1 protein-coding gene is annotated in these 270 nt (G+C 75.2%); it reads left to right on the forward strand.

Annotation, left to right across the window (positions count from 1 at the left end; genetic code table 11):
- On the forward strand, window positions 1-270 hold a 270-nt coding region (locus B7L92_RS42400), incomplete at both ends, for a histidine kinase dimerization/phospho-acceptor domain-containing protein (protein ID WP_438363998.1).

The following is a 270-nucleotide window of genomic DNA, read 5'->3' on the forward strand; positions in this document are numbered from 1 at the left end:
TCCCCGAGGAGGGGCCGACCGAGCTGCGGCTGGCGGCGGTGGCGTTCAACTCCATGGCCGACCAGGTCGTCCAACTGCTCGCCAACGAGCGGGAGCTGGCCGCCGACCTGTCCCACCGGCTGCGGACGCCGCTGACCGTGCTGCGGCTGAACGCCGCCTCCCTCGGCGACGGTCCGGCCGCCGAGCAGACCCGGGCGGCGGTCGAGCAGCTGGAGCGCGAGGTGGACACCATCATCCGCACCGCCCGGGAGGCCAAGCCGCAGACGGCCG

Origin of the sequence: Streptomyces viridosporus (genome assembly GCF_002078235.1) — a bacterium.
In the GTDB taxonomy this organism is placed as follows: Bacteria; Actinomycetota; Actinomycetes; order Streptomycetales; family Streptomycetaceae; genus Streptomyces; species Streptomyces viridosporus.